This window comes from Enterobacter sp. 22466 (assembly GCF_052044775.1).
In the GTDB taxonomy this organism is placed as follows: Bacteria; Pseudomonadota; Gammaproteobacteria; order Enterobacterales; family Enterobacteriaceae; genus Enterobacter; species Enterobacter dissolvens.
Genome location: NZ_JBQENX010000001.1, coordinates 328107 through 353078, shown reverse-complemented (window position 1 = coordinate 353078; position 24972 = coordinate 328107). Strand labels below are relative to the sequence as shown.

The window sequence follows — 24972 nt, the reverse complement described above, 5'->3', positions numbered from 1 at the left end:
AAAATTACAGAGAACATCACCTCGCTAAAAAAATAATATTTTCGCCGTGCTGGTTTACTTTGAAAGAAAAATAATTCACCCGTAAAAATAATTATAAAACGCATTGAAATTTTCATTGCCGATAAGTGGCACAATCCTTCCCCGCAACTCATCAATGAAATTATCTTTTACTTCATCATTATCATCTGCTATATCAAAGATACTGTATTGACCATATACCAAATCAATAAGCTCAGCTAAAGAATATATGAACCCAGAGACACTACTAGCTATCTGAAACGGTTCAATTACATCATAACCTGCATAAACAGAGGAACTCCCATCATCGATAACCGCAATTATAGGTTTACCTCCACCTAAATCATCGCCAATAACAAGATAATTATCTGGTAAGTATTCATAACCACTTTGAGCCTTCAAAAGCTCACTGACTGAGTGAAGTTTAATTGGCGTGAAGCCTGTTTCAATCTTTAACTTTTCAGGATTATAATTTTCAAATAAAAATTCCACCTCTGTCGAACGAGGTAAGTTGGACGGGAAGGCATTGTGCAGATCATTGACGGTACTGAAACTCCCTGACACCGAGTATTTATTGCAAATGACAACAAGTTGTTTTAAAGCTTTTTCAGTCTCATTCACCATTGTTTCAGGCGCACCCATAAATATAGCCCTCAGTAATAATTCATTAATTTAGTGTAATACCCCCAGAATATATAACCTTCTAACAAGCTAAGTAAATCATTTTCAATTACCCTCTTGTTCTTTAAATCAAAGCTCTAAGAAGTTATCATTCTTGAGATAAAAATTCAAACCTGCTATGAAATCTTCTACAGATGGTTTTTATCTTTGATTAGAAATATCATGTAATACATCTATAAATTGATCTCCATAGAAAAACAACTCTAGCGAATTATCGACAACAAAAACAGGGTATACTTCCTCATCGTCATCCCTAATGACAGGATAGTTTTCCAAATAACAAACAAGATCTGCTTATGCAGATAACTCATATTCTTTTGTATACACACAAAAATTATCCAATGTATCCCCACCCATAATTTTATTTATTATATCATCTAAATCATAAGCCTTTCTGTATTCTAACTGACTCATACGCACAATCCTTGAAGTTTATTTTTTATAATTTGCAAGGCAAGCAGTTAATAATAGGATTATATACTCCATTGAACTTTACTTTAATCAACCTTAATAATTCGAGTGATTGTTTTTTGATCAGCTTTTTACTAGCCGAAATAATACCCATAAATCAAATCATATTTTATATCGATTACCTTTATACTCTCATAAACGACACCCTATTATATTGTACGCATCGACTTACGATCTTAACCACTAAAAAATCTGCACTTTGAAATATTAACAACTCTAGAAATAGAATTTGAAATGGGCACGTCATTATTATATAAGCCGGAATAATTAATATAATTCAACCTTTTATTAATCACTTATCTTTACGAGTACTGCCAAAAACCAGCCACGATATTCCCGCCAGATATGTTTTTATACAAATATAAAGCACCGTAACCAAAGATGTAATCACCATCAAGCAATGAATCTGGATAATAATCTTCATCTATCTGCATGAAAAATTCATAACCATCTTTTTGCAAAGCATCAAAATAACAATCTTCCGATTGTATTAACCTTGCATCTTCGGTTTTAGTGATAAAGTCAAACTCTTCACTTTCAACCTTATCATACCCAACAATAACTGCCTTATTAATGTATTTTATCGTAAATGCATCATTATTGCTTTCATCAGAAAACGTATGCGTAAAAACTTTTACTGAACAATTGGGGTAGATATTGTTATCAATCATATCATCATATCCTTCAGGAATAAGTATCGTAATATACTCATGTCCATCATCAGGATTCTGAATTGTCAAATAAAACTTATAGCCCCGAACAACATCTTGTTTATCTAAAAAGAATTCAGGGATATTTCCACCAATCCGCCCAATGACATTACCATCAGAAAAGATACTTATTTTAGAGATCAGATTATATTTAATCATTCCTTCAACTCACTCCCATAAAAAGTACATTTTCTCTTTCCTAATACCCATAACCATTTCAGCGAACAAATTCTTAGCATCTTAAGTCACTTTTATGATTAACTGCAATGTACGTCTCTTTAGATATGATAGAAAAATAAATTAATAAAATCCGGAAAAATTTATTTTCTTTGCCAGCTAATGGATTTAATAAAGCCTGGAGTCTGAGCGTGGTTCAACATCTCTTATACCAAGTTGATTCGTTTTTTCAAAAATTAAATCATAGCAGTAGACTGTCTCTTCCCCCTTTAATAAACGAACACCTTCAAGGCTCACTTTATATATTCCTTTAGGAACATCAGCATTAATCCAACCAGTATAACTTTCCCACTCCCAAAATACTGCCATATCGGCAACATATAAATCACCAGTTACATTAAGATAGAAATATTTATCTGTGAATATAACCTCTCTGTCTTCATTGTCGGGGAATTCATTTAAAAAGAGCCTAACAACATAGCCACCATCATCAAGGCCCATAATGGGTAAGGCAATACCTTTATTAAGAACAAGATCCCCTTTGTCAGTGGTGGTGAATTCCTGGAGAATGTTATCTCCATCCTCTATCTTCCCACCAAATGGGGCCAGTATTCCTGGATAATCGAAAATTATTATCCCGTTAAAATCCACATCAATGTCAATTGTTTTAACCACATCTACCTCCTGATGCCTTACCTATTTCTTGATTATGAACAACGCAAGCAATTTTCAATGTGCTTCTTTAGGAGTGACATTTTGACTAAGATTCCAGCCGTCGAAGGAATCCTTAAATCGTTTGTAATATGTGAAATGGAATATAAATTACGGCTAGTCACATTGAATGGAACGTCCGCGGATCCTTGCCACGGCCCCTGATTTTTTTCGGTATCATTTTTAATAGCTCTATGTAGTTCTTCATGCATTCCAGCGCTATAAGGATCCGGGAAAAACATTGGTGTATTTTCATAGTGCCAAGATCGGTTGGTCCAATGCTGTTGGCTATTTTTCGTGGCATTAAATGGTATCCGATTCAAATTGGGTACAATGCCCATGGCATTAACCCTAACAGATTTATCCAAGTAAGTTGGTTGGGAACATATGAGTATAAGTCTAACCCACCATTTAACCCTCTCGAAGTCTGCACAATAAGCTGACAGATCTGCGTATAGCAAAAAAGGAAATATGTTATTAATGAAATAATTGGGCACTCCATCATTGCATTAATGAAGCCCCCTGTAAAAAGTAGTGATTAACAAATCCACCCTCTTACGAGGGTAAGAACCTGTATCACCATGCTTCATCTTCAGGAATTATTTTTCCAATAAAACTTTCAAAATTTGGCTCAAGATAGATCTCCTCCTGATTTTCCAAATCACAAAAATATACTGCACCATCATTTATACCAACACAATAGGGGAACCCACCTCCATCAATTGCGAATGGTATAAAATTTTCTGCAAGAATTTTTTTGTTAATTACTAAATCCTTATAGTAATCATCAACAGTTAATATGCCCGATCTTTTAGTATGTAATACAGGTAGGAAATATTTTATATCATTCTCGTAGTGTTCGCTTTGATAAACACGACGACCTTCGTCCAGTATGCCACCATTACTTATAAGCCATAAAGATTTTAAGGCATTAGGAAAAGTTACGCCCAGCGAAACTTCGATCTTGCCTAGCTCATCAGCAGATACAGCAGGGGAAGAATCTATAAGTTTAATCATCATTTCTCTCCTATTGACAATGTTTAGGAATACGACCTCTCAGCCATCCTTTACTATGAGATATTTTTATAGCTTCAGGAGAGCCATACTTCACTCCAAAATGTTTTTCGAACTGAGATACAGACCCCTTATGTGGGAAAGATGCTTTGTGCGCCTCAGTCGTGACCAACTGCATAGTTGACTTACCTGTTTTTGGATCAAAATCATCAAGATGATGCCATGTATATTCGCTTGCATCAGCTTCACTTATGCCTGCAAGTTTGTAGGCTTCTGTGAAATCCCGCCCCCTTGATCCTTGAAGGGTAATTTCAACGATATTTCGTTGTGTCCCAGTAACAGGATAAAGTGATGGGCTTCCACTAAAGTCAACGCCGCTCAATGCCAGACCCATAGGGTCTATCCATAACAGAGGATTAGGGGCATAGTTATATAAATTTAAGTTTCCACCAGCTAACCCAATCGGATCCTGCACAATAAACCGCCCGACCTGCGGGTCGTAGTAGCGGAACAGGTTATAGTGCAGCCCCGTTTCACCGTCAGCGTACTGCCCGGCATAGCGAAGCGGTTGATGTGCCATCGCTGTGCGATTCACAACCCGTGAGAATCCTTCGCTCTGGTGACGCACTTCGCCAAAGCTGCCGTACTGGCCGCTCCAGCGTACCGCACCGCGCTCGTCGGTCACTTCCAGCGGCGCGCCGTTCAGGTCGGTGTTGAACCAGTAAATCTCACCGCTGCTCTGGTCTCGGAGATGATCCACCCGCGCCAGTGGGCTCCAGGCTTCATTCGGGTCATAAATATACGTGCTGCACAGCCCGCTCTCCTGCTGCTCCTGCAACAGGCGGTAGCCCTGCCACAGGAAGCGCGTTTCGGTGGTGCCGTGCGCGGTGGTGACGATTTTGCGCGTGCGGCGGCCCAGCGCGTCGTAGTGATAGCGCGCCTCAAAACGCCCTTCCGGCCCGGTTCCGCGGGCGGATACCAGACGGTTCTCGGCGTCATACGCATAATGCTGTTCATACAGCCCGTTGCGGCGGCTGATCAGGTTGCCCCAGTGGTCGTATTTCATAAACAGCGCCTGCCAGTGCTGCAGGCGGTTATCCGTGACCGGTACCGCATCGTCATTGGCGGCGAGGTTATCCGCGGCGTCGTAGCTGAACTGCGCGCGGCTGTGCCCCTGTCGGGCCTCGTAGTGCTTCAGCAGACGCCCTTCGGCGTCGTAGCCGTAGTCCACCTCACCGCGCAGGGTGTCGCTGACGCCGGAAAGCTCACCGCGTGCGGTGTAGCGATACAGGCGTTCCAGTATCGCCTGCTCCGGCAGGGTCACGTCCGTACTTAGCTCACTGCGCTGCAGGGTACGTCTGCCAAGGCTGTCATACTGACGGAGCTGCTCGCGCGCGCCCTGGGTGCGGCGCACCTCGCGGTGCAGGCGGTCGCGGGTGAACTCGGTCACCAGCTGCTGCCCGAAGCGGATGGCGCTGACATGGCCGGAGCCGTAGTGCAGCCAGGCCAGCTTTTGCTCGCCGGGCAGCGTCAGGCCGGTCAGGTTGCTCAGGGCATCCCATTCATAGCCCACCGCGCCGTTAATGCCGGATTCGCTCAGCACGCGCCCGGCGGCATCGTGGCGGTAAGCAATCTCATCGCTTTCAATACCCAGGGCAACGCCTTCGGCGGTTGGCGTGCGGCGGATGCGGGTGATCTGGCCGCTCAGGTCGCGGAAGTAGCGGTACTCCGCGTGGCGCTGAGTGCGCCCGATCAGCAGCCCGCTGTCGTCATAGCTGAACTGCTGGACGCGACGGGCGATGCCTCCGTCGGCGGCAGGCCGGCCGTTTTCTTCGAGCGCGCAGAGGAAGCCTCGCGCGTCCCATTCCATATGGCGCACGGTCTCGTCCGGGCGCGTTTCGCTGAGCGGTCGGCCCACGGCGTCGTAGGTGAAGCGGTATTCCGCCCCGTTGCCGTTATCGAGCCGCAGCAGGTTACCGCGCGGGTCGTAGCGCCACTGGCGCACGCGACCAATACGGTCGGTAAGGCTGACCGGGAGGCCGAGCGCGTTATAGGCCCAGCGCACCTCGCTTTCCAGCGGGTCGCGCCAGCCCGTGAGCTGGCCGCGTTCGTTCCACACCAGCGACTCGCGGCTGCCGTCCGGATGGATCACGGCACTCAGCAGCCCGGCGTTGTTCCACTCCCGACGCGTGATATTCCCTTCCGCATCCTCGCTGGCAATCAGCTGCCCGAAGCGGTCGTAGGTGAAGCGGGTCACGCTGCCGGAGCAATCGGTGCGCTGCGTCAGCAGCCCCTGGATGTTCCAGACCAGACGTACCACGCCGCCGAGGGCATCGGTGATGCTCTCAGGCAGGTTCTCTTCCTCATCGGGATAGTGATACGCGGTGGCGTTACCGGCCGGATCCGTTTCCGACAGCAGACGACCGCGAAGGTCGTACATCGCCTGCGATGAGGTCCCGTCCGGGTAGACCGTCCGGGTGATGCGGTCGGTCAGACGATACCAGTAATACTCTGTGCGACGGCCCGCCGGGTCCGTCTCACTGGTCATGCGGCCATACTTATCCCAGGTACTGCAGCGCATCGCACCGCCGGGCAGAATGACATCGCTGAGCTCGCCGTCGCGGTAGACAAACGTCGTCTGGCGGCCGTCGTAATCCGTGAAGCACGCGACGTTATCGTCGTCATCCACCAGCCAGTGCGCCTGCGCGCCGTCTTCACGGGTAGCACGGCGGGTTCCGTTATCAAAATCGTATTCGAACGTCAGCTGTTCACCGCCGCTGTGGCGGAAGCCGACCACGCGCGGCAGGCCGTCAATCTCCCGCCAGCGGTATTCGCTCAGCAGGCCGTTGGCGTCCTCGTGGGCGCTCATCAGCCCGTCCTGCCAGCTGAAGCGTCGGCGCACGCTACCGCCCCGGCCGGTCACGGAGACCAGCTGGCGCTGTTCATCATAAGCGTAACTGACCAGGCAGATCTCGTCATCCAGCCAGGCGCCGAGGAGCCTGTCGCGGTCGTAGCGGCAGACCACGCGCTGGCCCGCGCTGTCGGTCAGGGCATGCAGGGTATTATCCGCGTTCCACTCGAAGAGGATATCGTTGCCGCAGGGTTCAGAGATGCGCTGGAGCAGCGACGGGGCATCCTCCCGCAGCGGCGCATAGTGCCAGCGCTCGCCGCTGACGTCATACACCGACCAGCTGTCGTCCTGGTGATGTTCAAGCCAGTTTTTTTCGCTTTCGCAGTAGGTGCGCAGCCCTTTCGGGACCTTCGGGAAGGCGACGTAATCGCCGGACGGCGCACGCCACACCAGCCCGTCCTGATACGGCTCCAGGCGGCTTTCCCAGAACAGGCTCCAGCCGCGGCCCAGCACGCTGTCGCCGGGGTTGCCGCTGCGCCAGTAGCGCTGCCAGCGCACCGGCAAGCGTGACGGCAGAACGAAATCGAGCTCATCATCCCCGCTGAGAAACTTCTGTCCGCTGACGATATCCACCGGACGGGCGATGATCCCCGCGGCCGCTACGCCGGTCATCAGCGTGCCGGCGCGGCAGGCGATACGGGCCAGCTTGTTGATACCGGGGATTTTGCCCAGCAGCTTAGAGAGCGCCCCGACTTTGCCAGCGGCGCCGCCCCAGCCGCCGAGAAGCCCGGCGAACAGCAGGGTAAGATCGGAGACTTTATAGAGCCACTCGGGCACTTCAGACTGAATGGGCAAGGTTTGCTGCGGATCGCCGCCGATGAAGACATTGTCCGAGCCGGTCATCACCTTCGCGTCGCAGGTGGTGCGATCCCCGATGCGGGACGCCGGCTGGCTGTTAATGGAGACGCGCTTAGAGCCTTCGGCCATCTGCTGCGAGCCATCGTCCGAGCACTTCACGGCGCTGTCCGTCGCGATGGCGGCGGGTTTGCTGTTGATAAACACATTGGGCGAGCCGGAGGTGATGACGCCTTTCTTCGTCATACTGGATGCCCCGGCGTCGGCGATACTGTCCCGGGCGGCGGTCGCCAGCTCCCCGGTGTAATACCCCACGGCCAGGCTGGCGCCGACGAGCAGCACCCCCACGCCAAGGCAGGATGCCCCGAGACCGGCAATAAACATCGCCCCCGCCAGAATGCCCCCGGCGGCGGCAATCAGGCCACCGACAATCGTTCCGGCAATCATCCCGGCCAGCGCACCGGAGTGGCCGATATCATCACCAACGCGTGCAGCTTCAAACATAACGACTATCCCTGGTGTTAATGGTGGAAGCGAAAGCTCCTGAGAAGATCGCCGAACAGCGCGCAGTCCGTATCGCCCAGCGTACGGGTGCAGGTCATGGTGAACACCAGAATGTTATCGCGCTCGGCATTAAACACGGCCTGCTGCTGCCAGATGCGTTTCCCGTCGCGCAGATAGCTGGCGTGGACCATTTCACCCTGCAAAAGGCCGTCGCCGAGCGTTGCGGCACTGCGTTCACCCTGCTTCCAGCCCTTGAGATGTTTTGCCATCAGGGCGAGCTGGCGATCGATATACGCGGCAAGCGCTTCGCCGGGGTTGAGGGTATCGCGGGAGATGTTGAATGCTGGCGCATCCGCTGCAGGCGGCGCGAAGACATTGACGGTACGGTCCTGATAGCCCTCGGGAAAAGCGATCATTCCTTCATTAAACAGGCACTGCGAAGATGGTTCTGACATTGAGCGGGTCCCACCACATTTTTTCAGAAGCGGTAAGTTTCGCATATGTGTTTAAGGCTGACTATCCCCAGATTATTGTCCCACCGCCACGCTCGCCGACAGGCCCGCCACCAGCTCAACCCCCTTCGGTAAGGTGTCGATATGAATGCGCACCGGCACGCGCTGCGCCAGCCGCACCCAGCTGAAGGTGGGCTCCACGTCGGGCAGACCCAGCCCGCCGGTCTCGTCGTTGTTATCGCCAATCCCATGACCGATGCTCTCCACGTGCCCCGTGAGGACAGGGTCATAACCCATCAGCACAACCTGCGCGGCATCCCCGACGTGAATATGGCGCAGCCTGGTCTCCTCAAAGTACCCCACCACCCAGAAGCTGTGGGCATCAACGATGGCAACCTTGGTTTCCCCCGCCGTCGCGTAGTCTCCGGGGCGAAGCCGCAGGTGCGTGACGTACCCCGAAACCGGCGAGCGGACGGTGGCGTGCGCCAGATTAAGCTCTGCCAGCGCCAGCGCGGCCTGCGCACCGTGAAAGTTGGCCGCCGCGACGTTCGCCGCGCTGCCGGTTTGCTGCAAATCTTCGCTGGAGATGGCGTTTTTAATCAGCGTGCGTCGCCGGGCCGCGTCCTGGCGCATCAGCATCTCATGGCGTTTCGACTCCACGTCCGCCTGCGCGCTGGTCACCGCCAGCTTAAGCCAGCGCGGATCGATGGTGTAGAGCACATCGCCCCGGTTCACCCACTGATTATCCCGCACGGCCACGCTGATGATCGGCCCGGAGACGTCCGGCGCAATCTGCACCACGTCCGCCCGCACGCGGCCGTCGCGGGTCCACGGCGTTTGCGCATAGTGTTTCCACAGCATAAACGCCAGAAGGGTGGCCGCTGCGGCCGCGCTTAACGTCAGCGCATAGCGAGCCAGTAAAGAGAGCAGTGATTTCATGACAATAACCCCAACGCGGTCAGACCCTGCATCAGCAGGAAAAAGGTGACAATCCAGGTAGAAACGTCCAGCAGCGGGCGACACGGCAGGTGCCGGTAGAGCCTGCTGAGAGAGAAAAGCGCGACGAGGCCCAGCGTGCAGACCAGCGCCGCAAGGGCGACCATCACCAGCCCCGGAATAAAAACGCCGCCGATATTGAGATCGTTAACCATGGTCTGGCTCCCGTAATGCACAGTGCAGATCCACCAGCCTGAAGACAAACTGGCGCGTATGTTCATCTGCCGCAGGCAGGTGCCGCTCGATGATGTCGGCGATGCGTTCGCGCAAGGAGCTGAGGTCTGCGGTAGCAATCTGATGAAAAAGCGTGTCAACCTCCCTGCCGGGCAATGTGTCACCACGGCGTAAATGCATAACCGAAAGCCCCAGACGCAGCGCGTGCAGCAGCCGATCGAGCGCCTGCTCTGGCGCACGTTTGCTGCGCTGCAGGCGCGGCAGCAGCAGAGCGGTGCGGTCCATCATCAGGTTGATCCAGTGCGTTTCATCAACCCGCAGCATGCCCTTCACGCTGCGGCGAATGTCGCGCTGGCACAGGCTCAGCAGGCGCGCGATGGCGGCGTCCGCCTGCACGGTTTGCAGCAGGCTCATGCTGACGACGGCAAAGCCGGTGGCGGCAAAGAGCGCAATGGCGGTGTTGGCCGCGACGGCGAAGTCTCCGCTGTAGCGCGCGCCCAGCTCGCACAGAATGGGCAGCGTCAGGGTGATCCCCATCGCCATAAACGTGGTGGGCGGACGCGCCTGAAGCGACCCGGCCAGCAGATACGCCGGGGCAAGCACCGCCACCAGCACCGGGAAATCGCTCACCTGCGGCAGCAGCGCAAAGCTGTAGAGCAGGCTAATCAGCACGCCCCAGAACGAGCCAACGATGTACTTCACAATGTGCGGCGCCGGGGTGTCGAAGCTGCCAAACAGCGTGCAGCAGACGCCCAGTATTGACACCGCCGTTGCGCCATCCGGCCACGCAGAGAAGATCCATACCAGGCAGCCGCTCAGGATAATGGCGAAAGCCCCCAGCGCCGTGCGGGCTGCGGTAAGGGGATCCCGGTGGAACACGTAGCCTTTTGCCGCACGGGTTTGTTTCTCCCCGAAGACAGGCTTCGCGTGGCGGATGGCCCCGGAAAGGCGCTCGCACTGCTGCAGAAGAGCGATGGCCTCCGAGAGGTAGCGGATAAAACTGACCCGCAGCGCGTCGTCAAACGTCTGCGCCTGCGCGGCATACCGCGCGATGAGCTGCGCGCTGCGGTGCCGCAGCGCCTCGCCGCCGCGGCTGTCGCTTTCAGCGGCGAGCCAGGCCCGAACGTTCTCCAGCAGCGTCTGCACGTCGGCGGGCAGGGTTCCTATCATGGGCAGGCGATCGTGTAATTCACAGTTGACAATAACGAGCCGCGCCAGCCGGTCGTGAATGGCGTTTCTGGCCTGCCGCACCGGGGCTGAGAGGGCAAAATCGTACGGAATATGGTGGCTGATGCCCTGCAGGAACTGCAGCGCCAGGGCCAGATGCAGCGGGCCGGATGCCGCGTCGGGTTTGCCCGCTAAGGTATCCGCCACCCGCCCGCGGGCGGCCCGTAGCGTCTGGGATAGCTTAGCGTTGAACTGGCCCGATATCCGCGCGGGCAGCACGTAGCGGTGGATCAGCGCCGCGCAGAAAATCCCAATCGCGATCTCCTGCACGCGGACAATGGCGACGTTGAAGATGCCGCCGGGATCGGACACCGCCGGAAAGCCAATCAGGCTCGCGGTGTAGCCCGCCAGCACAAAGGCGTATGCCCGGGGCGTGCGTTCCAGCAGAGAGAGCCACAGGCAGAACGCGATCCAGCCCGTCAGCACCACGCTGCACAGGATCGGCGTATTCGCGAAGGTGGGCACAATCAGAACGGTCGCGCTGGCCCCGACAACCGTACCGGCCAGACGGTAGAGGCTTCTGCTAAGCGATGCCCCCACCGACGTCTGCGACACGATATAAACCGTAATAATCGCCCACGAGGGACGTTCGAGGCCGATCGACAGGGCGAGGTAATACGCGAGCATCGCCGCAGCAAAACTCTTTGCGGCGTAGATCAGCGCCCCCGCATCGTTTCGCAGCGCGGGATGAGAGAAAATGTTTTTCATGCCGGGATTATTACCGGCTTGCAGACCCGCTTAAATACTCTATTCTGTCAAAAAATACCTAAAAGTTGCCAGAATCGTGAAGCCTCAACTCGCTCATACGCTGTATGACCCTGACTCTAGCGCCTCGCCTGCCGTGGCGCGTCATCTGGACTTCGTGGACTACGCCGCGGAAGTGCCGGTACACACCCACCGTAAGGGGCAGCTGATTATTGCCCGCTACGGCGCGGTCAGCTGTTATGCGGAAAACGATATCTGGATCGTGCCGCCGGACTGCGCCGTCTGGATCCCGGGCGGGATCCCGCACAGCGCGAAAGCGACATGGAACGCGCACCTGAACTATCTGTTTATTGAGCCCGGCGCGGCGGCGCTGCCGGAGAAGTGTTGCACGCTGGCGATCTCGCCGTTGATTAAAGAGCTGGTCGATCGTTTGACGCATGAAGGCGTTGATTATCCGCCCGACGGCCACGTCGCGAGGCTGACCCGGGTGACGCTGGACGAGCTCGCCAGCATGCCGCAGCAGAAGCTGAGCCTGCCGGTCTCAGCCGATCCGAAAATTCGCACCATGGCCGACGCGCTGGTCAGCCATCCTGAGGACAGAAGCACCCTGAAGGCGTGGGCGAAGCGGCTGGCCCTCAGCGAGCGCTCGTTTGCCCGCCTGATGCAGCGCGAAACAGGGCTGAGCTTCGGGCGATGGCGCCAGCAGCTGCATTTGATTATTGCCCTGCGGGAGCTGGCAAGCGGCGTGCCCGTCCAGAACGTGGCGACAACGCTCGGGTACGAATCCGTGAATGCATTTATCACCATGTTCAGAAAAGCGATGGGCAGCACGCCCGCGCATTACTTTGCCGAACGGAAAAACAGCGGCCGTTAGCCCGGTCCCTCGCTCCCCGCCGCCAGCAGCGGCACTATCACATCGCTGATGGGTACCGGAATACCGTGCGCGCGGCCATAGCGCTGGATCACGCCGTTGCGGATATCCCATTCCAGTGGGCGGTTGGCCTGACGGTCGGCAAGGATCGAGGTGCCTAAATCGGCCGGGGCGCGCTGGAAGTTCGCCAGGATCTCCTGCGCCACGTCATCATTGAGCGCCGCCCCCTCGGCACGGGCGACGGCAAGGCCTTCGCGAAGATAGGCCAGCGCAAGTTCGCTGATATCCTCGCGCCTGAACATTCCGGCGCGACGGTTGGCCAGCACCATCAGCCCGGCAACCGCATTTTGCAGCAGCTTGCGCCAGGCGACAGTGGTGAAATCAGCCGAAGGTTCTACCGCACAGCGTGTACCCTGCAGCGCATCCACCACCCGTTTTGCCTGCGGGACGTCCGGCAGGGTCAGGCGCGGTTTGGCACGCAGCCAGACGGAGGCATCCGGCTCGCGCTGCGCCGGGAACCAGACCACCGACGGTAGCACCGTCGCGCCGTTGACCCACGGCTCCAGTTGGGCTTTCTGCTCCACGCCGTTTTGCAGAGCGCAGACCACTGTGTTTACGTCACACAGCGCGCGCAGCCACCCGGCGCTGTCAGCGTTCTGCGTGGTCTTCACCGCCACAAAAACCAGATCCACAGGGCGTGTGATGGTCGTCGGATCGGTCAATACCGGGCCGGGAACGACCGTTTCACCTTCGTCGTCGCGCAAACGCAGTTCTGGATGTGCGGTGCGTCCGCATAGCTGCAGTGTGCGGCCAGCATCATGCAGCGCCGCGGCGATGGTGGTACCAATTGCACCAGGACCAATCAGCGCAATCTCTGGATTGTCAGACATGGTTAACTCCCCTTTTCGCTAAGCCTGCTAACAGTTATACCACTGTAAAAAGTGAGCGCCACGTCGTTGTCTATACTCAACACACGACAGACAACGGAGTGCGCCATGCCTTTACCCGATTTCAAATCCTCTGAACCCTATACCCTTGGCATCGAACTCGAGCTGCAGGTGGTTAACCCACCGGGATATGATCTGAGCCAGGACTCCTCCGCGCTTATCGCCGCCGTTAAAGACGACATCAAAGGCGGTGAGGTCAAACACGATATCACCGAAAGCATGCTTGAGATTGCCACCGGCGTGTGCCAGAACATCGATCAGGCGGCGGCACAGTTCTCCATGATGCAGCAGAGCATTTTGCGTGCGGCGGCGGAGCAGCATATTCAGATCTGCGGCGGTGGGACGCATCCGTTCCAGAAGTGGCAGCGGCAGGAGGTGTGCGATGACGAGCGCTACAACATTACCCTGGAGCGCTTTGGCTATCTGATTCTACAGGCAACGGTCTTTGGCCAGCACGTGCATGTCGGGTGCCGGACCGGCGATGACGCGATTTATCTGCTGCATGGCCTGTCGCGCTTTGTTCCGCATTTTATCGCCCTGGCCGCCGCCTCCCCCTACATGCAGGGCACGGACACGAAGTTTGCCTCATCGCGACTCAACATCTTTTCCGGGTTCCCGGATAACGGGCAGATGCCGTGGGTCAACAGCTGGCAGGAGTTCGAGGGGCTGTTCCGCCGCCTGAGTTCGACCAGCATGATCGACAGCATTAAAGATCTGCACTGGGACATCCGCCCCAGCCCACATTTTGGCACCGTTGAGGTGCGGGTGATGGATACGCCGCTGACGCTCGGCCATGCGATCAATATCGCCGGGCTGATCCAGGCCACATCCCACTGGTTGCTGACCAGCCGGCCGTATAAGCATCAGGAGAGGGATTTTCTGCTGTATCGCTTTAACCGTTTTCAGGCGTGTCGCTACGGGCTTGAGGGCATACTGACGGACGTGCATACCGGCGAGCACAAGACGGTCGCAGAGGATATTGCCTGGCTGCTGGAGCAGGTTGCGCCATCGGCCGAGAAGCTCGGCGCGACCAGCGCGATCAAGGAACTTGCCCTGCTGTTAAAGCAGGGCAAGAGCGAGGCGCAGCGCATGCGGGACTTTATCGCCGACGGCGGCTCGCTTATTTCTCTGGTTCAGAAGCACTGCGAGCTGTGGGCGACGAGTCCGTAAGGCCGTGCCCCCACTCGCGCAGGCGCTGGAACAGCACGAACAGCGCGGGGATGAACAGGATCCCCACCACGGTCGCCACCAGCATACCGCTGAATACCGTAGTACCAATGATGCGACGGCTTTGGGCACCCGCCCCGGTCGCCAGCATCATTGGCAGGACGCCAATGATGAACGATACCGCCGTCATCATCACCGCACGGAAGCGGCGTGATGCCCCCTCGCGAGCCGCATCGGCTATTGCTATCCCCTCCATGCGCCGCGCGCGGGCAAACTCGACGATAAGAATGGCGTTCTTGGCAGCAAGGGCTATCAGCAACACCAGACCAATCTGTACATACACGTCGTTGGCATAGCCGGCTGTCCACAGCCAGACCAGTGCCCCGCCGATGGCGAACAGCACCGAGAGCATCACGCTCGCCGGTAACGTCCAGCTCTCGTACTGGGCAACGAGGAACAGCCACGCCATCACCACCGCCGCCAGTACGATCCAGATTGCCTGATTGCCGGTCTGCTGCTCCTGGTACGACATGCCGCTCCAGGCATAGTCATAACCCGCTGGCAGGTTTTCCGCCAGAAGCTGGCTCATCGCCGCCATAGCGGAGCTGCTGCTGACCCCTTCCGCCGCTGAACCGCTCACCGACACCGACGGGAACTGATTGTACTGCTGCAGGAACGGTGCGCCGACGGTGGGCGTGATGGTCACGAGATTACTCAGGCGCACCCGCTCGCCGTTGTTGCTGCGCACGAACAGCTCGCTGATTTGCCCGGCGCGCTCGCGCCACTGCATCTCGTTTTGCATCACCACGTGGTAGACGCGGTTGTTGACGCTGAAATCGCCGGCGCGCGTACCGCCAAAAGCGGTCTGCAGGCTGCTGAAGATGCGCGACACCGGTACGTCGAGACGTGCCGCGCGCTCGCGGTCAACGGTCAGCGTCAGCTGCGGTACGTTGCTGCTCCAGGTGGTGAATACGCGGCTCAACTGCGGATGCTGGTTGGCTTTTACCAGCACCTCGCGGGTGATGCGCTCCAGCTCCGCCGGGCTCTGCCCCGCCTGCGCCTGAATACGCAGGTCGAAACCGGAAGCATTGCCCAGCCCCGGCAGCGTCGGCGGGGCAAAGGTCATGATGGTTGCTTCCGGCAACGCCAGCAGCTGGCGCTGAAGGGTACCCATCACTTCATCCAGCGGCGGACGCTCGCTCCAGTCCTTCAGCATGATGGAGATAAACCCGCCATTGGAGGCGCTGGTGCCGTTGAGAATATTAAACCCGGAAACCTGAATCACATCCTCTACCGCCGGGTTTTTGGCGATCAGTTCACGTGCAGTGGTCATCACCGCTTCGGTCCGCTCAAGCGACGCCGCTTCCGGCAACTGAACGCTGGCGAAGAAGTAGCCCTGATCTTCCTGCGGCAGGAAGCCTTTTGGCATCGACGTAAAGCTGAACACCACCACCGCTGCCGCGCCTGCGGTGGCCAGCAGCGCCAGCCACGGGCGAAGGTTGAAGAAATTGACGATGCGGGTATAACCATTGCGCGCAGTATCCAGCCCACGATTGAAAACGCGATACACAGCCGCCGGACGCGCCGGACGCGGGCGCAGCAGCAGCGCGCAGAGCGCGGGGGTCAGGGTTAACGCCACCAGGCTTGAAAGCGTTACGGCGGTGGAGAGCGTGACCGCAAACTGGCGGTACAGCTCGCCGACAATCCCCGGCAGCAAGGCCACCGGCACGAATACCGCCAGCAGCACCAGCGTCGTCGCGATCACCGGCCCGGCAATCTGGCGCAGCGCCAGCGCGGTCGCCGCCGTCCGGCTCTGCCCTTCCGCCATCAGCGTTTCGACGCTTTCCACGACGACGATGGCATCATCCACCACCATGGTCAGCGCCAGAATAATGGCGAACAGGCTGAGCGTGTTGGCGGAGTAGCCAAGCGTGTAGAGCACCGCAAAGGTGCCCACCAGCGATACCGGAATGGCAAGGGCGACAATCAGCGTGGCGCGCCAGCTCTGCAGGAACAGGGAAACGACCACCACTACCGCCAGCAGGGTCAGCACCAGCGAGACGCCGATCTCTTTGATCGTCGCGGCGACAAAGGTAGTAGTGTCGAATTTCACCTCATACACCAGGTCGTCCGGGAAGCGCGTCGAGAGACGTTCAAGCTCTGCGCGCACCGCGTCGGCCACGCGCAGGGCGTTGGCGGACGGGGTCGGATAGATACCGAGGTAGGCGGAGTCCTGCCCGTTCAGCTGCGCGCCGGAGCTGTAGCTGCGCGAGCCAAGCTCGATGGTGGCAACGTCCTGCAGGCGCACCAGTTGCCCCATCTCGCCCGCGCGGATGATGATGTTGGCAAAGTCTTCGGCCTGGTTTAAGCGCCCCAGCCCGTTGATGGTCAGGGTCTGCTGCTGGCCGTTAAACACCGGCGGCGTGCCGACCTGGCCTGCCGCGCCCTGCACGTTCTGCTCGCGCAGCGCCTGCGCCACGTCGTCGGTGGTGACGTTGAGCGCGTTCATGCGGTCGGGACGCAGCCAGATACGCATGCTGTAGTCACGCGCGCCAAACATCTGCACCTGCCCGACGCCCGGCAGGCGGGACAGCGCCTCACGCACCTGGGTGCTGGCGTAATTGCTGACGAACAGTGGCGTGTGGGTGTTATTCGGTGAGTAAAGACTTACCCCCATCATCAGGTTGGTGGCCCGCTTGCGCACCTGCACGCCGTTTTGCTGCGCCTCGGTCGGCAATTGCGCCACAGCCTGCGACACGCGGTTTTGCACGTCGATGGCGGCCAGATCCGGGTCGGTTCCGGCAGCAAACGTGATGTTCAGGCTGTAGGTGCCTTCATCAGAGCTGGTGGACTCCATATACAGCATGTGATCCACGCCGTTAAGCTGGGTCTCCAGCGGTGTGGCGATGGCCTCCGCCACGTCAGCCGCGCTGGCGCCGGGCCATGACGCTGACACATTCACGACCGGCGGCGTAATCTGCGGGTACTGCTCCACCGGGATCAGCTTCAGCGCGATAGCCCCCAACAGGGTAATGACCAGCGCAATCACCATCGCAAAGCGCGGGCGTTTGATGAAAAACGTCAGCATGATGGCTCCTTAATTCAGTATCTGGACGGCAGCGCCTGGCTGCACGCGCTGTGCACCGTCAGTGATCGCTCGCTCACCGGGCTTCACGCCGGAGGTAATCTGGAACTGCTGGCCGATCTGCCCGGCGATCGTCAGCGGGCGCATGTCGGCTTTGCCGTCGGCGTTAACCACCCAGGCGAAAAAGCCGTCGCCGTTCTGCTGGACCGCCGCGGCGGGAAGGGTCAGCACGGGCTGCTCGGTTGCCGGGCGCAGGGTCACGTTCACGTTGCCGCCGGGCAGGAGTTGATGGCGCGGGTTGGCAAACTCGGCGCGCAGCATCACGCTGGCGGTACGCGGGTCGATGCGGTTATCCACGGATGTCAGTTCACCTGGGATGCGCTGGCCGTTGCTGTCAATTAACGCCTGCCAGGCCTGCTTCATGGCGCTGATATCCGCATGCTGTCCGGCTTTGGTGGCAAATGCCCCCTCTTCCAGCGCAAAGGCGATGCGGATGGGATCGAGCTGCACGACTTCCACCAGCACGCCGCTGGCAGGGTTGACCAGGCTGCCGACGTGGAACTGGCTGTGCCCCACGCGACCGTCAATCGGCGAGACGATGCGGGTATAGTTCAGGGTGACGCTGCGGGTGTCGAGACGGGCTTTCGCCTGCTCCAGCGCGGCGCTGGCGACGTCCCGCTGCATGCGGGCGTTATCCACGTCGTGACGGCTGATGGCGTTACTGCTACCCAGGCTTTCAAAGCGCGAGAGCTGCTGCTGCGCCTGACGCAGCGTGGCTTCGGCGCTTCTCACCTCGGCCTGTGCCAGGCGCAGGGCGGCGCGCGGCTCGGCGTCATCGAGCTCAAACAGCACGTCTCCCTTTTTCACGTACTGCCCGTCGCGGAAGTGGATTTTGGTAATCACGCCTTCCGTGCGGGCGCGCAGCTCAACGGTGTGAATCGCTTCGATGCGGCCCGGGATCTGACGCTCGGCGGCGTGGGCGGTCTGCTCCACGGCGGCGACGCGAACAGGAATGGCGGCAGCGAATGCGGGTTGCAGGGTGCAGGCGAGGAGCGCGAACAGGAGTGGGAATTTCATGGGAGTACCTCAGGGTTGCTGCCCTCACCCCGGCCCTCTCCCACAGGGAGAGGGAGGTCAGGGTCCCCTCTCCCTGTGGGAGAGGATTAGGGTGAGGGCAAAAGGTTATGCGGCCTTACGGAACCTGCGGGTGAGTCGCTTCTCGATTTCGACGATAAAGAACATCCCGATTGCCACCGCCAGAGTCACGAACCAGTAGCGCAGCGGCAGTGCTTCGGTGCCGAACAGCATCTGCATAAACGGCAGATAGATAATCGCCACCTGGAGCAGGAACAGCACACCGGTCACCAGCCAGATCCCTTTGTTTGCCAGCAGGCCGCGGTTCAGGGAGAACCCTTCGGTGTTGCGGCAGTTAATCATGTACACCCACTGGGCGCAGACCAGCATCTGCAGCAGCACGGTGCGAATGAACTCCGCGCTGTGACCGCGCGGGGCAAGCAAGGCTTCCAGCGCAAAAGCGGCGATGGCAATCATGGTGCCCACAAAGGCCACGCGCCACACGGCATACGCGTCCATCACATGCTGCCCGGTCTGACGCGGCGGACGGCGCATGATGTTGCGCTCGGCGGCTTCAAACGCCAGGCCGAAGGAGAGCGTGGCGGAGGTTGCCATGTTCATCCACAGAATCAGTACCGGCGTGAGCGGAATGATATTCCCCGCCAGCAGCGCAATCACAATCAACAGCCCCTGCGCCAGGTTAGTTGGCATGATGAACAGAATGGTTTTCTTCAGGTTGTCGTAGACACGACGTCCCTCTTTTACCGCGCTGGCAATGGTGGCGAAGTTATCGTCTGTCAGGACCATGTCCGCCGCCTCTTTGGTCACTTCGGTGCCTTTGATGCCCATCGCAATACCCACGTCCGCCTGACGCAGCGCCGGGGCATCGTTCACGCCGTCACCGGTCATGCCGACAATTTCACCTTTATCCTGCAGGGCTTTCACCAGACGCAGCTTATGCTCCGGGCTGGTACGGGCGAAGATGTCATACTTCACCGCCGCGTCCGCCAGCTCGGCGTCGTCCATCTTCTCCAGCTGGTAGCCTGTCACCGCCTGCTCGCTGTTGGTGATCCCCAGCATCTGACCAATGCTCATCGCCGTCTGCGGGTGATCGCCAGTGATCATCTTCACGCGGATCCCTGCTTGCTGGCAGGCGTTAATGGCGTCAATGGCTTCCGGGCGCGGTGGATCCATCATCCCGGCGATACCGAGGAAGATCAGACCGTGGCTGAGATCGTCGTGCGTCAGCGCCTGCTCACCGTTTGCCGGTTTGAACGCCGCGGCCACCATACGCAACCCCTGGCGCGCATAGCGCTCCATCTCGCTTTCCCAGTACGCACGATCAAACGCCTGCGCACCGTTGCGGGTCTGCTGCTGTGCGCAGAGGGCGAAAATCACATCCGGCGCGCCGGTGATCAGGATCTGCTCCTCACTGCCAATCTGGTAGTGGGTGCTCATGTACTTGTACTGCGAGTCGAACGGGATTTTGTTAATCAGCGTGGTCATCACCGGCGCGAGGTGGGCTTTCGCCGCCAGCACCTTCAGCGCGCCTTCGGTCGGCCCACCGGTGATGCCCCACAGGCCGCGCTCGTCCTGAATCAGCTGGCTGTCGTTGCACAGGTCGATGGTGCGCAGGTACTGCTCCAGCACGGTGTCCGGCTGGATCTGCATCGGCTCGTCGCTGCCTTCCAGGTAGATGTTACCCACCGGCTCGTAGCTGTTGCCGTCCACGCGGTAGCAGGCGTCAGCGGTGATGATGGCCTTCACCGTCATTTCGTTCATGGTCAGGGTACCGGTTTTATCCGAGCAGACCACGGTCATCGCCCCCAGGGTTTCAACCGTGGGCAACTTGCGGATAATCGCCCGCTTGCGCGCCATCGCCTGCACACCCAGAGAGAGGATAATGGAGATAATCGCCGGCAGACCTTCCGGTACGGACGCCACCGCCAGGCTAATCAGCGAGAGCAGCAGCTCGCCCATTGGGATCTCGCGGAACACCAGGCTGAAGATAAACAGCGCCGCCATCATCGCCAGAATAAGGGCGAAGATAGCCTTGCCCAGCTTGTCCATCTGTACCAGCAGCGGCGTGCGGTGTTTTTCAATCCCGTCCATCATCTGGTTGATGTGGCCAAGCTCGGTCTCCTGCCCGGTGGCAATCACCACGCCAATCCCCCCACCCGCACTCACGGTGGTGCCTGAGAAGACCAGGTTAGTGCGATCGCCCAGCGGCAGTTCACCGCTCAGCGGGTTGGTGTGTTTATCTACCACCGTGGATTCGCCGGTGAGAATCGCCTCTTCCACGCGTAAATTATGTGCTTCGATTAAGCGCATATCTGCGGGAATACGATCCCCCGCACGTAAGACAATAATATCGCCCGGAACTATTTCAGTTGTGGGTATTGTTTCATGGTTGCCATTGCGAATAACGCGCGCCTCGCTGGAGAGCATATTACGAATACTCTTCAACGATTTTTCCGCGTTGCTTTCCTGAATATGACCAATTAACGCATTGATCACCGCCACGCCCAAAATAACCAGCGTATCGACCCAGTGGCCCATTATTGCCGTTAATACGGCCGCGGCCAGCAGGACATAAATCAGGACATCGTTAAAATGGGCTAAAAAACGCAGCCAGGCGGGTTTACCTTTTTTCTCCGGCAGCGCATTCGGGCCCTGTTTTTGCAAACGCGCCTGTGCCTCTGCACGGTCCAGACCACTGGCCTGGCTCTGCGCGTGCGCAAGCACCTGCTCTACGGTCTGCTGGTATGCCAGCCCGCCGGAAGGTGGCACATTTGGGGACAATTTTTTTTCGGTCATCGTATTTTTCCTTTAATATCCGGTGAACAGAAGCCTGAATTCCTTTCGGGCGTAAATAAATTCATTTTAAAGTCTTGCGGGTAAAATTGATCTACCGCAATATAATGACGTCTCGGTTATTCAAAACTGCTTAAAACTATTTCGATGACCCAATTTTTACAAAATATTTCTAAACCAACTCTAAACGAGGAGGATCCATGTTTGGTATTTATCGCGGACGCCGCCTGGCGTTATACATTATCGCTGCCATTGTTATTGCAACGTTAATTGGATATAGCACCTATACGTTTGTAAAATTATTTTCATAACGCAGACATTAATTGACATAACGCGATTTTCATTTAATCGCGCGTGGGGGATTGTTTTTATTCTGAGAATAAGAAGATGATCAGCGGCGATTATTTTGGTGAATGTGTATTGTCGGGTTTATATTGCTTTACGTTTCGCGATGCCCGACAATGACTTTTTTAACTGACGATTAACATTACGATGAAACACCCGTTAGAATCGCTGCTCACGGCGGGCGGCATTTTATTGCTGGCCCTGCTTTCGTGCCTGCTGTTACCGGCACCCTCGCTGGGGCTGGTACTGGCGCAGAAGCTGGTTCAAACCTTCCACATGGTGGATCTGAACCAGCTCTACACTATTCTGTTCTGCGTGTGGTTTTTACTGCTCGGGGCGATCGAATTCTTCGTGCTGCGTTTCGTCTGGCGCCGCTGGTTTTCACTGGCGTCGTAAGCAGGTGATGGAGGCCCGGCAGGCGAAGCCACCGGGCAAAACGGCTTAATGCGCCCGACTGTGGTTCTCTTTGCGATACGCCCCAGGCGGCTGGTTGAACGTGCGGGTGAAGATGCGGGTAAACGTCTGCTGCGAGTCAAACCCGTAACGCAGGCAAATGTCATACACCCGCGCATCTGATTCACGCAGGTCCCGTGCCGCCAGCAGCAGCTTGCGTTCACGGATGTAGCGCCCCAGACTCTCCCCTTTGTATTGCATAAACAACCGCTGCAGATGCCATTTCGAGTAACCCGCGTGACGGGCAATCTCTTCAATACGTAATGGCTGGTGCAGGTTATCGTCGATCCACTCGACGATGGTGTCGATAACTTGAGCGGAAATGGTCATACTGCTCTCCCCTTCAGCTTCTTGATTGATCATTATTCCCACCACTCACGAAATGTTTGTGTGGTGTCACTCACCCGGACAGGCTCGCCCAGCGCGGGTGTCAGCAGCCGATAATTTTTGTCCTTGCTGGCTTTTGCCAGTTGGATCAGCGGATCGTTCCAGGTGTGTTTCGCCAGCACGAAACGTCCGTTATGCCCAGGCACCACGGCTTTCGCGTTCAGATCCACTGAGGCCTGCGCCGTCTCTTCCGGCAGCATGTGGATATACTTCCAGTCCTGGTCATACTGACCGTTTTCCATAATGGCCAGGTCCACCTCGCCAAACTGCTCACCGATAGCCTTAAAATGCGGCCCGTAACCCGAATCGCCGCTGTAGTAAATCTTCTGCCCGGGCGTAACGAACATAAAACTGCCCCACAGCGTTTGATTGCGCTTTATGCCGCGTCCGGAAAAATGACGCGCCGGCAGGACATGTACCGTCAGCGCCTCGCTGATACGTACCGACTGGTTCCAGTCGCGCTCTTCAATAATCTCCGGCTTCATCCCCCAGTAACGCAGGTGCGATCCCACGCCAAGTGGGGTAACCACGCGTTTCACCTTCGGTAGCAGCGCCGTGATGGTGGCGTGATCCAGGTGATCGTAGTGATCGTGCGAGATGATCAGCAGGTCGATCTCCGGCATGCTGCTCGCCTGCCAGGGATACTCCCCGGCGAAGGCTTTATTGAGGAATGAAAACGGCGCCGCGTAATTCCCGAGAACGGGGTCGATCAGAATACGTTTACCCGCCAGCTGCATATACCAGGAGGAGTGACCGAGCCACACCAGCGTCTCCTGCTCCAGCGGCAGGCTCGCGAGATCGGTTTTCACCAGCGGCAGCGGCTGTGCAGGACGGGCGTTTTCGGTCTTCTGGGTCAGAAACTCCCACATCGCCACCAGCATATTTTTGTCGCCGTTATAGCCCGGCGTAGGCAACGTATTGTGGAACTTCCCGTCGCGATACTGTGGCGAGGCCTCTACTTCCGTAAGCTGCGCACCCTGCGGTGGCTGGCCAAAACCGGCGTTCAGAACAGACGGAAAACTCGCAGCTGAAGCAATAATCATGATTAACACCACGCAGATGAAGAGAGGTTTTTTCATATCCTGACCCGAAAACGCGCCTCATCCGATGGTTTGCGCGGGGTAAACTTGATTATGAGTGAGTAAGCACTCATTATAGATATGATGATAAAGTCGTCAAGACGTTTTCGATCTTTGACATTCCGCGTTGCAGCGGGTCAAAGCACGTGTTTCAATCAGGGTTTTTACAAGTGACAGGAGGATAAATTTAGTGGCACGTCCGAAGAGTGAAGATAAAAAACAGGCCTTACTGGACGCCGCAACCGCGGCATTTGCGCAGTCAGGTATTGCCGCCTCAACGGCCTTAATTGCCCGTAAGGCGGGGGTCGCCGAAGGCACCCTGTTCCGCTACTTTGCTACCAAAGACGATCTGCTGAATGCCCTCTATCTGCATCTGAAGCAGGATCTCTGCCAGACCATGCTGGCGAACCTCGATCGCACCATTACGCTGCCAAAAGAACATACCCGCAATATCTGGAACAGCTATGTGGACTGGGGTATTCGTAACCCTGTTGCGCATGCGGCTATCCGTCAGATCGGCGTGAGTGAAAAGCTGAGCGTCGAAACGGAACAGGCGGTGAAGGAGATGTTTCCGGAACTCCATGAGCTCTGCCGCCGTTCGATACGCCAGGTGTTTATGTCTGATGAATTTAAAACCTTTGGCGATGCGCTTTTCTTATCGCTTGCCGAATCCACAATGGAATTTGCCACCCGCGATCCTTCCCGCGCCGTTGATTTCAAAGCGCTCGGGTTTGAAGTTATGTGGCGCGGGCTTGCCCAGGAAGAGAGCGATGGACAGTAAATCCCTGCAGGAGCACGCCAAACGCGTGGCGCTGGAGTTGCCTTTCACCGAACATTGCTGGCCGTTTGGGCCGGAATACGATGTGTTTAAGGTGGGCGGAAAAATTTTTATGCTGATGGCCACCGTACATGGACGGCCCCACGTCAGCCTGAAATCAGACCCGGAAAAATCGCTGTTAAACCAACAAATTTATCGCGGGGTTGAACCGGGCTATCATCTGAACAAAAAACACTGGATTTCCCTCTACGGTACCGACGACGTCACGCCAGAGCTGGTGACCGATCTCATCAACGATTCCTGGAATCTGGTGGTGGATAAGCTGCCGAAAAAAGACCAGAAGTGGATCAGGCCGGTTTGATTGTTCGTCTGAGACGAACAGAATAAGCGCTCGAATCGCACTTATCTTTTTCTGCGTCTCGCTGT

At 56.4% G+C, this 24972-nt stretch carries 20 protein-coding genes; 5 read left to right on the top strand and 15 right to left on the bottom strand.

All coding sequences use genetic code 11. The features are described from left to right. Nucleotides 1-75: 75 nt before the first annotated feature. The 9 genes from ACTJJI_RS01610 to ACTJJI_RS01570 form a co-directional block, all read right to left on the bottom strand. Nucleotides 76-660 (bottom strand): hypothetical protein, encoded by a 585-nt coding sequence (locus tag ACTJJI_RS01610; protein WP_262788123.1) that lies wholly within the window; start codon nt 658-660, stop codon nt 76-78. Between the two features lie 812 nt (nt 661-1472). Next, a complete protein-coding gene (locus ACTJJI_RS01605) occupies nt 1473-2039 on the bottom strand; it encodes a hypothetical protein (protein WP_014830992.1) in 567 nt (188 codons plus the stop codon). Between the two features lie 186 nt (nt 2040-2225). After that, entirely contained in the window at nt 2226-2732 is a 507-nt protein-coding gene (locus ACTJJI_RS01600; protein ID WP_262788125.1) for a hypothetical protein, read from the bottom strand. Nucleotides 2733-3344: 612 nt separating this feature from the next. Then, the gene (locus ACTJJI_RS01595) at nt 3345-3788 is read right to left on the bottom strand and encodes an SMI1/KNR4 family protein (protein WP_043951578.1); all 444 of its coding nucleotides are present in this window, start codon (nt 3786-3788) and stop codon (nt 3345-3347) included. Nucleotides 3789-3795: 7 nt separating this feature from the next. Continuing rightward, nucleotides 3796-7992, bottom strand: a complete 4197-nt coding sequence (locus tag ACTJJI_RS01590; RefSeq protein ID WP_440652800.1) for an RHS repeat-associated core domain-containing protein — start codon at nt 7990-7992, stop codon at nt 3796-3798. A 17-nt stretch (nt 7993-8009) separates the two neighbouring features. Beyond that, nucleotides 8010-8447: a DcrB-related protein gene (locus tag ACTJJI_RS01585; RefSeq protein ID WP_063411921.1), complete on the bottom strand. Its 438-nt coding sequence runs from the start codon at nt 8445-8447 to the stop codon at nt 8010-8012. Between the two features lie 72 nt (nt 8448-8519). After that, complete coding sequence (locus tag ACTJJI_RS01580) at nt 8520-9383, bottom strand: efflux RND transporter periplasmic adaptor subunit (RefSeq protein ID WP_248041843.1); 864 nt, start codon at nt 9381-9383, stop codon at nt 8520-8522. Further along, complete coding sequence (locus tag ACTJJI_RS01575) at nt 9380-9595, bottom strand: DUF1656 domain-containing protein (RefSeq protein ID WP_100165361.1); 216 nt, start codon at nt 9593-9595, stop codon at nt 9380-9382. Before ACTJJI_RS01575 ends, ACTJJI_RS01580 begins: the two co-directional genes overlap by 4 nt. Continuing rightward, complete coding sequence (locus tag ACTJJI_RS01570) at nt 9588-11549, bottom strand: FUSC family protein (RefSeq protein ID WP_248041844.1); 1962 nt, start codon at nt 11547-11549, stop codon at nt 9588-9590. The genes ACTJJI_RS01575 and ACTJJI_RS01570 overlap by 8 nt, the downstream gene beginning before the upstream one ends. A 76-nt stretch (nt 11550-11625) precedes the next feature. On the opposite strand from ACTJJI_RS01570, the gene ACTJJI_RS01565 reads away from it, so the two are divergent. Then, nucleotides 11626-12420: an AraC family transcriptional regulator gene (locus ACTJJI_RS01565; protein ID WP_440652796.1), complete on the top strand. Its 795-nt coding sequence runs from the start codon at nt 11626-11628 to the stop codon at nt 12418-12420. On the opposite strand, the gene ACTJJI_RS01560 is transcribed toward ACTJJI_RS01565, so the two are convergent. After that, nucleotides 12417-13307: an oxidoreductase gene (locus ACTJJI_RS01560; protein ID WP_440652794.1), complete on the bottom strand. Its 891-nt coding sequence runs from the start codon at nt 13305-13307 to the stop codon at nt 12417-12419. The genes ACTJJI_RS01565 and ACTJJI_RS01560 overlap by 4 nt on opposite strands. 105 nt (nt 13308-13412) lie before the next feature. On the opposite strand from ACTJJI_RS01560, the gene ACTJJI_RS01555 reads away from it, so the two are divergent. Continuing rightward, nucleotides 13413-14534, top strand: coding sequence for a YbdK family carboxylate-amine ligase (locus ACTJJI_RS01555; protein ID WP_163281041.1), 1122 nt, complete (start codon nt 13413-13415; stop codon nt 14532-14534). On the opposite strand, the gene ACTJJI_RS01550 is transcribed toward ACTJJI_RS01555, so the two are convergent. From ACTJJI_RS01550 to ACTJJI_RS01540, 3 genes are all read right to left on the bottom strand, one after another. Then, a complete protein-coding gene (locus ACTJJI_RS01550) occupies nt 14485-17619 on the bottom strand; it encodes an efflux RND transporter permease subunit (protein ID WP_440652792.1) in 3135 nt (1044 codons plus the stop codon). The genes ACTJJI_RS01555 and ACTJJI_RS01550 overlap by 50 nt on opposite strands. A 9-nt stretch (nt 17620-17628) precedes the next feature. Next, nucleotides 17629-18693, bottom strand: coding sequence for an efflux RND transporter periplasmic adaptor subunit (locus ACTJJI_RS01545; RefSeq protein ID WP_440652790.1), 1065 nt, complete (start codon nt 18691-18693; stop codon nt 17629-17631). A gap of 105 nt (nt 18694-18798) precedes the next feature. Next, nucleotides 18799-21507 (bottom strand): cation-transporting P-type ATPase, encoded by a 2709-nt coding sequence (locus ACTJJI_RS01540; protein ID WP_440652789.1) that lies wholly within the window; start codon nt 21505-21507, stop codon nt 18799-18801. 489 nt (nt 21508-21996) lie between these two features. On the opposite strand from ACTJJI_RS01540, the gene ACTJJI_RS01535 reads away from it, so the two are divergent. Then, nucleotides 21997-22245, top strand: coding sequence for a DUF1158 domain-containing protein (locus ACTJJI_RS01535; RefSeq protein WP_013097677.1), 249 nt, complete (start codon nt 21997-21999; stop codon nt 22243-22245). A gap of 45 nt (nt 22246-22290) precedes the next feature. Here ACTJJI_RS01535 and ACTJJI_RS01530 read toward each other — a convergent pair whose 3' ends face one another. Together ACTJJI_RS01530 and ACTJJI_RS01525 are read right to left on the bottom strand one after the other, a co-directional pair. Continuing rightward, on the bottom strand, nt 22291-22632 hold the full coding sequence (locus ACTJJI_RS01530) for a RamA family antibiotic efflux transcriptional regulator (protein ID WP_014830972.1): 342 nt from the start codon (nt 22630-22632) through the stop codon (nt 22291-22293). 32 nt (nt 22633-22664) lie between these two features. Beyond that, a complete protein-coding gene (locus ACTJJI_RS01525) occupies nt 22665-23768 on the bottom strand; it encodes an MBL fold metallo-hydrolase (RefSeq protein ID WP_014830971.1) in 1104 nt (367 codons plus the stop codon). A gap of 190 nt (nt 23769-23958) precedes the next feature. Between ACTJJI_RS01525 and ACTJJI_RS01520 the strand changes: the two genes are divergently transcribed. Further along, nucleotides 23959-24549: a TetR/AcrR family transcriptional regulator gene (locus ACTJJI_RS01520; RefSeq protein WP_014830970.1), complete on the top strand. Its 591-nt coding sequence runs from the start codon at nt 23959-23961 to the stop codon at nt 24547-24549. Then, nucleotides 24539-24907, top strand: coding sequence for an MmcQ/YjbR family DNA-binding protein (locus tag ACTJJI_RS01515; RefSeq protein WP_014830969.1), 369 nt, complete (start codon nt 24539-24541; stop codon nt 24905-24907). The genes ACTJJI_RS01520 and ACTJJI_RS01515 overlap by 11 nt, the downstream gene beginning before the upstream one ends. Nucleotides 24908-24972 lie beyond the last annotated feature (65 nt).